6 protein-coding genes are annotated in these 5,963 nt (G+C 60.5%); all 6 read left to right on the forward strand.

Annotated features, from left to right (window positions below; translation table 11 throughout):
- The first annotated feature begins 247 nt into the window (after positions 1–247).
- Positions 248–1,516 (forward strand): urea ABC transporter substrate-binding protein, encoded by a 1,269-nt coding sequence (urtA, locus tag IV091_RS16580; RefSeq protein WP_293470361.1) that lies wholly within the window; start codon positions 248–250, stop codon positions 1,514–1,516.
- Between the two features lie 81 nt (positions 1,517–1,597).
- A complete protein-coding gene (urtB, locus tag IV091_RS16585; RefSeq protein ID WP_293470362.1) occupies positions 1,598–2,512 on the forward strand; it encodes an urea ABC transporter permease subunit UrtB in 915 nt (304 codons plus the stop codon).
- 49 nt (positions 2,513–2,561) lie between these two features.
- Positions 2,562–3,752 carry an urea ABC transporter permease subunit UrtC gene (urtC, locus tag IV091_RS16590; RefSeq protein ID WP_293470363.1) on the forward strand — a complete coding sequence of 397 codons (1,191 nt, stop codon included), beginning with the start codon at positions 2,562–2,564 and terminating at the stop codon, positions 3,750–3,752.
- Positions 3,753–3,788: 36 nt separating this feature from the next.
- Positions 3,789–4,532 (forward strand): urea ABC transporter ATP-binding protein UrtD, encoded by a 744-nt coding sequence (gene urtD, locus IV091_RS16595; RefSeq protein WP_293470364.1) that lies wholly within the window; start codon positions 3,789–3,791, stop codon positions 4,530–4,532.
- Between the two features lie 48 nt (positions 4,533–4,580).
- Entirely contained in the window at positions 4,581–5,270 is a 690-nt protein-coding gene (urtE, locus tag IV091_RS16600) for an urea ABC transporter ATP-binding subunit UrtE (protein WP_293470365.1), read from the forward strand.
- A 38-nt stretch (positions 5,271–5,308) separates the two neighbouring features.
- A partial coding sequence (locus IV091_RS16605) for an acetamidase/formamidase family protein (protein WP_293470366.1) occupies positions 5,309–5,963 on the forward strand: 655 nt, incomplete at its 3' end.

Consider the following 5,963-nt stretch of genomic DNA (forward strand, 5'->3'; position numbering starts at 1 on the left):
GCGTGTGCAGCCGCGGCATCTTGTAGTTCACGACGGCAACGCCGACGCAATCCGCACTGCCTGAAATATCACCATGTCGCATCTTTGTACTCCTGTCGTGTGGATGGCCTGCCAGTGTGGCGCCGCCCTGTGCGTAGCGCACTACGTCAATTGACGTATTCCTGAATACAGGTGCAGCAGATAAATTTCACTCCAACGCAGACCTGGTAACGGGATGCGGAAACCCCCCCACCTTCCAGGAGCCCATATGTCAGCTGATTCGTCTTCTCCGCTTTCCACTATTCCTGATTCAGCCACGCGCCGCAGGTTGCTGCAGTTGATGGCCATGTCGCCGCTGGCCGGCGTTCCGTCGCTGGTGCTGGCGCAGCAGTTCCCGAGCGCCAAGGTCAACACCACCAAGCTGGCCATCACGGACACGGAAGTCACCGTAGGCCAGTTGCACTCGGCCACCGGCACCATGGCGATTTCCGAAACCGGCTCCATTCAGGCCGAACAACTCGCGATTGACCAGATCAACGCCATGGGCGGCGTACTGGGCCGCAAGATCAAGGTCATCAAGGAAGACGGCGCGTCCGACTGGCCCACCTTTGCCGAAAAATCCAAAAAACTGCTGGTCAACGATCACTGCGCCGCCGTGTTTGGCTGCTGGACATCGGCCTCACGCAAGGCGGTGTTGCCCATCTTTGAAAAAGAAAACGGCCTGCTCTACTACCCGACCTTCTATGAAGGCCTGGAGCAGTCCAAGAATGTGATCTACACCGGCCAGGAAGCCACGCAGCAAATTATCTGGAGCCTGGATTGGGGCGCAAAAGAGAAGAAGGCCAAAACCTTCTTCCTCGTCGGCTCTGACTACATCTGGCCGCGCACGTCGATGAAAATTGCGCGCAAGCACATCGAGGCCTACCAAAAGGGCAAGGTCGTCGGCGAAGAGTATTACCCGCTGGGCAATACCAACTTCAACTCGCTGATCAACAAGATCAAGGTTGCCAAGCCCGACTGCATCTTCTGCGCCGTGGTGGGGGGCTCCAACGTAGCCTTCTACAAGCAGCTCAAGGCGGCAGGCATCACCGGTGACAAGCAATTCCTGCTGACCCTGTCGGTGACCGAAGACGAAATGACCGGTGTGGGCGGTGAGAATTTCGCCGGTTTCTATTCATCCATGAAGTACTTCCAGTCTCTGGACAACGACAACAACAAGAAGTTTGTTGCGGCCTTCAAGGCCAAGTACGGCAAGGATTCAGTGATCGGCGACGTGACGCAGGCCGGCTACCTGGGCCCCTGGCTGTGGAAAGCGGCGGTTGAAAAAGCCGGCAGCTTTGACGTGGACAAAGTCGTTGCGGCCTCGCCCGGCATTGAGTTGAAAACGGCGCCCGAAGGCTACGTGAAGCTCGACGCCAACCATCACTTGTGGAGCAAAGCACGCATCGGCCAGGGCCAGCGCGACGCCAGCTTCAAGGTGGTGGCCGAGTCGGCCGAGCTGATCAAGCCGGATCCGTTTCCAAAAGGCTACCAATAAGCCGGGTTTAGCAGGCAAGGCCGCTCCGCCAGGGGCGGTCTTTTAAATCTCCAGAAGTTTCACTCCGGCGGAAAGCGCACCATGACCGTTTCTGAAATCATCAACATCACCATGATGCAGGGCTTTGCCGGCCTGAGCCTGTTTGCCGTGCTGCTATTAATGGGGCTGGGCCTGGCCATCATCTTCGGCCAGATGGGCGTGATCAACCTCGCGCACGGCGAGTTCATGACCATTGGCGCCTACACCATCTACATGGTGTCCACCTTCGTCGAAGCCCGCTTTCCCGGCTTCGTCGCCTATTACTTTCCGTTTGCGATCCTGCTCGCTTTCGTGCTGGCCTTTGCCGTGGGCTGGCTCGCCGAATGGGCGCTGATCCGGCATCTGTACAAACGGCCCCTTGACACGCTGCTGGCCACCTGGGGCCTGAGCCTGGGCATGCAGCAATGCTTTCGCACCTTCATTGGCCCCAAGGAAGTCAGCCCTGCGCTGCCCGAGTGGCTGCTGGGATCGTGGTCGCCGCAGGAAGGCCTGGACATCCCGATCAACGGCATGTTCGTGATGGGCCTGACCTTGCTGGTGACTGTTTGCGTGATGCTTGCGCTCTACAAATCGCGCTGGGGCCTGCGGGTGCGCGCCTCGGTGTCGAACCGCATGATGGCCAATGCCATCGGCATCAACACCAGCCGGACCGACCGCCTGACCTTCGCCATTGGCTGTGGCATTGCCGGCATCGCCGGTGCGGCTTTCACCACCATTGGCTCGACCGGCCCGACATCCGGGTCGCTCTACATCGTGGACGCCTTCCTGGTCGTGACCTTCGGCGGCGCGGCCAGCCTGCTGGGCACCGTGGCGTCGGCCTTCGGCATCGCACAGACGCAGTCTATTGCCGAGTTCTTCCTGACCGGCTCCATGGCCAAGGTGCTGACGCTGTCCCTGATCGTGCTGATCCTGATGATCCGTCCGCAAGGCCTGTTCGCCTCCAAGGTCCGCCGCTAAGCCGTCCCAGCCCGTACCGATCCAACCCCGAGCAACCCCGAGAAGAACCATGAAGAACTTATTGCACTGGATAAAAACCTCAAGCCTGGGCAGCGTGCTGCTGCTGGCCCTTGTGATTCTTGTCGTGTTTCCGCTCGCGCTGGACAGCTTTCGGCTGAACCTGGTGGGCAAGTACCTGACCTACGGTTTTGTCGCCATCGGCCTGGTGATGCTGTGGGGCTGGGGCGGCACGCTCAGCCTGGGGCAGGGCGTGTTCTTTGGCCTGGGCGGCTATTGCATGGCCATGTTCCTCAAGCTCGAAGCGTCCGATCCGATCTCGACCAAGATCCAGTCCACGCCGGGCATTCCAGACTTCATGGACTGGAACCAGATCACCGCGCTGCCGCTGCTGTGGAAGCCCTTCCAGAGTCTGACGCTGACGCTGATCCTCGTGATTGCCGTGCCGACGCTGCTGGCCTTCATCGTCAGCTACGCCATGTTCAAGCGGCGCGTGGGCGGGGTTTACTTTGCCATCATCACGCAGGCCGTGGCGCTGATCGTGACGGTGCTGATCATTGGGCAGCAGGGCTACACGGGCGGCGTCAACGGCATGACCGACCTGAAGACGCTGCTTGGCTGGGACACGCGCACCGACAGCGCCAAGCTCATCCTTTACTTCGTCAATGGCGGCTTGCTGATCGGCTGCATCCTGCTGTGCCGCTGGGTCCAGACCAGCAAGCTCGGAACGCTGCTGCTGGCCATGCGCGACAAGGAAGACCGGGTGCGGTTCTCGGGCTACGACGTGTCGATGTTCAAGGTGTTCACCTTTTGCCTGGCGGCGGCCATGTCGGCCATCGGCGGGGCCATGTTCACGCTCCAGGTCGGTTTCATGTCGCCGTCTTTCGTCGGCATCGTGCCTTCCATCGAAATGGTGATTTACGCTGCGGTCGGTGGGCGCATGAGCCTGGTGGGTGCGGTCTACGGCACCTTGCTCGTCAATGCGGGAAAGACCTATTTTTCGGAAACCGCGCCCGACCTCTGGCTCTTCCTGATGGCCGCGCTGTTCATTGGCGTGGTGATGGCTTTCCCGAACGGACTGGCCGGCCTGTACGAGGAAAAGCTCAAGCCCTGGTGGGCCAGGCGGCGGGCCCAGCGGGCCCGGCAAGCCCGGCGTCTGGCTGCCGCGCATGCCGCCTTCCCGAACGTGATCGCACCGGATGCAGGCGAGCTGCCCGCCGGCATCAGCAAGCAACACGGCTGATCAGCCCATGGTCGCCAAGCACAGGAAAACTTTCTCATGAGCAATACCGATTTCGTTCTGGCGGTGGAAGACCTCACCGTGTCCTTTGACGGCTTCAAGGCCATCGACAAGCTGACGCTGTATGTGGACCGTGGCGAGTTGCGCGTGATCATTGGCCCCAACGGCGCGGGAAAAACCACCTTGCTGGACCTGATCTGCGGCAAGACCCGGGCTTCCAGTGGCAGCATCAAGTTCAAGAACCAGGAGATGAGCGGACTGCAGGAGCACCGCATCGTGCGCGCCGGCATAGGCCGCAAGTTCCAGACGCCGTCGATCTATGAAAACCTCAGTGTCTTCAAGAACCTGGAGGTGTCTTACCCGAAAGGCCGCAGCGTATTTGGCGCGCTGGCTTTCAAGTGCGACGACGAGGTCCGGGCACGGATCCAGGCCGTGGTGGAAGACATTGGCCTGGCCGAGCAACTGAACGCCGAGGCCGGCCTGCTCTCGCATGGGCAAAAGCAGTGGCTGGAAATCGGCATGCTGCTGATGCAGGACCCCGAGCTGCTGATGCTCGACGAGCCGATTGCCGGCATGAGCGTGCGCGAGCGCGAACTGACGGCCGAGCTGCTGCAGCGCATCGCCCGCAACCGTTCGCTCATCGTGATCGAACACGACATGGAGTTCGTGAAACGCATTGCCCACAAGGTCACGGTGATGCACCAGGGAAAAATTCTGGCCGAAGGCTCGATGGACAAGGTCCAGAACGACCCCCGGGTCATCGACGTTTACCTCGGCCATTGAGCCGGGTCACCGGACCCTATTTAATTCAAGAACGCAAAGGACTCAAACATGCTGGCAGTCAAGGATCTGTTTGTCGCCTACGGCCAGAGCGAGGCGCTGCACGGCATCTCGTTCGAGGCGCGGTCCAAGGAAACCATCGCCATCATGGGGCGCAACGGCATGGGCAAGACCACGCTGTTCAAAAGCCTGATGGGCGTGCTGCCCACCAAATCGGGCCAGGTAGAGGTGGGCGGCCAGGATGTCACCAGGGACGAAAGCTACCGGCGCGTGGCCAAGGGCATTGCCTATGTGCCGCAGGGCCGGATGATTTTCCCCACCCTCACGGTGGAAGAAAACATCCAGACCGGCCTGGAGAACGCCAGGCACAAGCAGATACCCGATGAAATCTATGCCTTGTTTCCGGTGCTGTTCGACATGAAAAAGCGCAAGGGCGGCAACCTTTCCGGCGGGCAGCAGCAGCAGCTTGCCATTGCGCGCGCGCTGGTCACCAATCCGAAAGTACTGCTGCTGGATGAGCCGACCGAGGGCATCCAGCCTTCCATCATCAAGGACATCGCCAGGGCGCTGAACGAGATCCGCAAGATGCGCGACATCACCATCGTGGTCTCGGAGCAGGTGCTCTCGTTTGCGCTTGACGTGGCCGACCGGCTCTTTGTGATCGAAGGCGGCCGGCTGGTCCACGAGACCGCGCGCGCCGATACCGATGTGGCACGCATCCGGCAATACCTGTCGGTCTGAAAACCATTTTTTTGTTTGTTTTACTCAAGAGGTGCACCATGGCTGAAACCCTGATCAAAGTCGACCTGAACCAGTCCCCCTACGCCAACGAAAACATCCACAACCGCTGGCACCCCGATGTGCCTATGACCTGCTGGGTCAACCCGGGCGACGATTTCATCCTGGAGACCTACGACTGGACCGGCGGCTTCATCAAGAACGACGACAGCGCTGACGACATCCGCGACATCGACCTGTCCATCGTCCATTTTTTGTCCGGCCCGGTCGGCGTGAAAGGCGCCGAGCCCGGCGACCTGCTGGTGGTGGACCTGCTGGACATTGGTGCCAGGCCCGAAAGCATGTGGGGTTTCAACGGATTTTTCTCCAAGCAAAACGGCGGCGGTTTTTTGACCGATCACTTTCCGCTGGCGCAAAAGTCGATCTGGGATTTCAATGGCATGTTCACCAAGAGCCGCCATATCCCCGGCGTCGAGTTTGCCGGCCTGATTCATCCGGGCCTGATCGGCTGCCTGCCCGACCAGAAGATGCTGGACCTGTGGAATGAGCGCGAGATTGACTTCATCGCCACCGAACCCAACCGCGTGCCGCCGCTGGCCAATGCACCGTTTGCACCGACCGCGCACATGGGCAAGCTCACCGGGCCGGCACGCGACAAGGCGGCGGCCGAAGGCGCCCGCACGGTGCCGCCGCGCG

Source organism: Polaromonas sp. (assembly GCF_018780625.1).
Lineage (GTDB): Bacteria > Pseudomonadota > Gammaproteobacteria > Burkholderiales > Burkholderiaceae_C > Polaromonas.

Excerpts from the sequence above, each read along its gene's own strand:
- urtA (WP_293470361.1), top strand. The coding sequence starts at position 248 with ATGTCAGCTGATTCGTCTTCTCCGCTTTCCACTATTCCTGATTCAGCC.
- urtB (WP_293470362.1), top strand. The coding sequence starts at position 1,598 with ATGACCGTTTCTGAAATCATCAACATCACCATGATGCAGGGCTTTGCC.
- urtC (WP_293470363.1), top strand. The coding sequence starts at position 2,562 with ATGAAGAACTTATTGCACTGGATAAAAACCTCAAGCCTGGGCAGCGTG.
- urtD (WP_293470364.1), top strand. The coding sequence starts at position 3,789 with ATGAGCAATACCGATTTCGTTCTGGCGGTGGAAGACCTCACCGTGTCC.
- urtE (WP_293470365.1), top strand. The coding sequence starts at position 4,581 with ATGCTGGCAGTCAAGGATCTGTTTGTCGCCTACGGCCAGAGCGAGGCG.